At 54.1% G+C, this 2,606-nt stretch carries 2 tRNA genes and 1 rRNA gene; all 3 read left to right on the top strand.

Annotation, left to right across the window (positions count from 1 at the left end):
• The first annotated feature begins 252 nt into the window (after positions 1-252).
• The 3 genes from J3364_RS22490 to J3364_RS22480 all read left to right on the top strand — a co-directional run bounded on the left by J3364_RS22490 (position 253) and on the right by J3364_RS22480 (position 2,128).
• Positions 253-1,793, top strand: a 16S ribosomal RNA gene (locus J3364_RS22490).
• A gap of 88 nt (positions 1,794-1,881) precedes the next feature.
• Positions 1,882-1,958: transfer RNA gene (locus J3364_RS22485), tRNA-Ile, on the top strand.
• A 94-nt stretch (positions 1,959-2,052) separates the two neighbouring features.
• Positions 2,053-2,128: transfer RNA gene (locus J3364_RS22480), tRNA-Ala, on the top strand.
• The last annotated feature ends 478 nt before the right edge of the window (positions 2,129-2,606 follow it).

Below are 2,606 nucleotides of genomic sequence, written 5' to 3'. Positions count from 1 at the left end.
TCGGCGGCTTTCGGAAGCATCGAAAGCGCTGAAAAATAACGGTTGACAAGGTTGAGCGAAGCGGTAGAATACGCGGCCTCAACAGGGCAACAGCCCGGCTCTTTAAAAAATTGACCAAGTAATTCGTGTGGGCGCTGACTGAGGTATTTCGGCAAGAGATATCGAGGCAGCGACCTGTCAGACTCTCTTTTGAGAGGATGAATTTGAGTGTTGTCTTGAGCAGATTTAGAAGCTTCGGCTTCTGCTTGATTTAAACTGAAGAGTTTGATCATGGCTCAGATTGAACGCTGGCGGCAGGCCTAACACATGCAAGTCGAGCGGTAACAGGGGTAGCTTGCTACCCGCTGACGAGCGGCGGACGGGTGAGTAATGCATAGGAAACTGCCCAGTAGTGGGGGATAGCCCGGGGAAACCCGGATTAATACCGCATACGCCCTACGGGGGAAAGCAGGGGCTCTTCGGACCTTGCGCTATTGGATGTGCCTATGTCGGATTAGCTTGTTGGTAGGGTAACGGCCTACCAAGGCGACGATCCGTAGCTGGTCTGAGAGGATGATCAGCCACATCGGGACTGAGACACGGCCCGAACTCCTACGGGAGGCAGCAGTGGGGAATATTGGACAATGGGGGCAACCCTGATCCAGCCATGCCGCGTGTGTGAAGAAGGCTTTCGGGTTGTAAAGCACTTTCAGTGAGGAGGAAGGCCTTAAGGTTAATACCCTTGAGGATTGACGTTACTCACAGAAGAAGCACCGGCTAACTCCGTGCCAGCAGCCGCGGTAATACGGAGGGTGCAAGCGTTAATCGGAATTACTGGGCGTAAAGCGCGCGTAGGTGGTTAGGTAAGCGAGATGTGAAAGCCCCGGGCTTAACCTGGGAACGGCATTTCGAACTGTCTGGCTAGAGTATGGTAGAGGGTAGTGGAATTTCCTGTGTAGCGGTGAAATGCGTAGATATAGGAAGGAACACCAGTGGCGAAGGCGGCTACCTGGACCAATACTGACACTGAGGTGCGAAAGCGTGGGGAGCAAACAGGATTAGATACCCTGGTAGTCCACGCCGTAAACGATGTCGACTAGCCGTTGGGGCACTTGATGCTTTAGTGGCGCAGTTAACGCACTAAGTCGACCGCCTGGGGAGTACGGCCGCAAGGTTAAAACTCAAATGAATTGACGGGGGCCCGCACAAGCGGTGGAGCATGTGGTTTAATTCGACGCAACGCGAAGAACCTTACCTGGCCTTGACATGTTGGGAACTTTCCAGAGATGGATTGGTGCCTTCGGGAACCCAAACACAGGTGCTGCATGGCCGTCGTCAGCTCGTGTCGTGAGATGTTGGGTTAAGTCCCGTAACGAGCGCAACCCCTATCCCTAGTTGCCAGCACATCATGGTGGGAACTCTAGGGAGACTGCCGGTGACAAACCGGAGGAAGGTGGGGATGACGTCAGGTCATCATGGCCCTTACGGCCAGGGCTACACACGTGCTACAATGGCGCGCACAGAGGGCTGCGAACCCGCGAGGGCAAGCTAATCTCTTAAAACGCGTCGTAGTCCGGATCGCAGTCTGCAACTCGACTGCGTGAAGTCGGAATCGCTAGTAATCGCGAATCAGAATGTCGCGGTGAATACGTTCCCGGGCCTTGTACACACCGCCCGTCACACCATGGGAGTGGATTGCACCAGAAGTGGTTAGTCTAACCTTCGGGAGGACGATCACCACGGTGTGGTTCATGACTGGGGTGAAGTCGTAACAAGGTAGCCGTAGGGGAACCTGCGGCTGGATCACCTCCTTAAACGAAGCCGAACGCTTCGGTCAGAGCCCACACGAATTACTTGGTCAGTGGAAGAGAGAGCATAGGGTCTAAACGGGCCCATACCATTGGGTCTGTAGCTCAGGTGGTTAGAGCGCACCCCTGATAAGGGTGAGGTCGGTGGTTCAAGTCCACCCAGACCCACCAGAATTGCGCAGCTCATCGTTGTGTTCGGACTTGCATAGCAGGCTATGCGGCGTCCAAGCACGCCTCGATCTGCCCAATTCTTGACAGCTTTACTGGGGCTGTAGCTCAGCTGGGAGAGCGCCTGCCTTGCACGCAGGAGGTCAGCGGTTCGATCCCGCTCAGCTCCACCAATTCAAGCTGTATGGTGGATGAGTTGATAGGATGGCAGCGCCTGCCTTGCACGCAGGAGGTCGGTCCGGGGTCGCGCACGACTTCGATCCTGCCTGGCTCCACCAACTTTACGGATACCCTGGCTACGGTCAGTGTGCAGAAACAAGTGTTTCGGATTGATGAAAGATCAATTTCGAAGTCCTTCTTTCTGATCACTGGGTCAGACATGCTCTTTAACAATGCGGACAAGATTGCAAAGCGGACGATTCGTTTCTTTATCTCCGAAACGAAGAGTCCAATGATAGCGATTTCAAGCGTTATCCGGTGTTAATCGTTGGGTTGCTTAATCTTGGATCAACCGCTGGCAGGACAAAAGGCTGCTGGCAGGTTTAATCAAGGCTGAAGGCGTCAGGCAAGGCGCAGGCTGAGTGAAGGAAGGCGCATACATTTGTATGTAACTGACTGAGCGAAGACTGCAACGCGGCATGACGACTTCAG

Origin of the sequence: Marinobacter sp. NFXS9, assembly GCF_040148665.1 — a bacterium.
Lineage (GTDB): Bacteria > Pseudomonadota > Gammaproteobacteria > Pseudomonadales > Oleiphilaceae > Marinobacter_A > Marinobacter_A mangrovi.
This window is presented reverse-complemented; position numbering and strand designations above follow the sequence as displayed.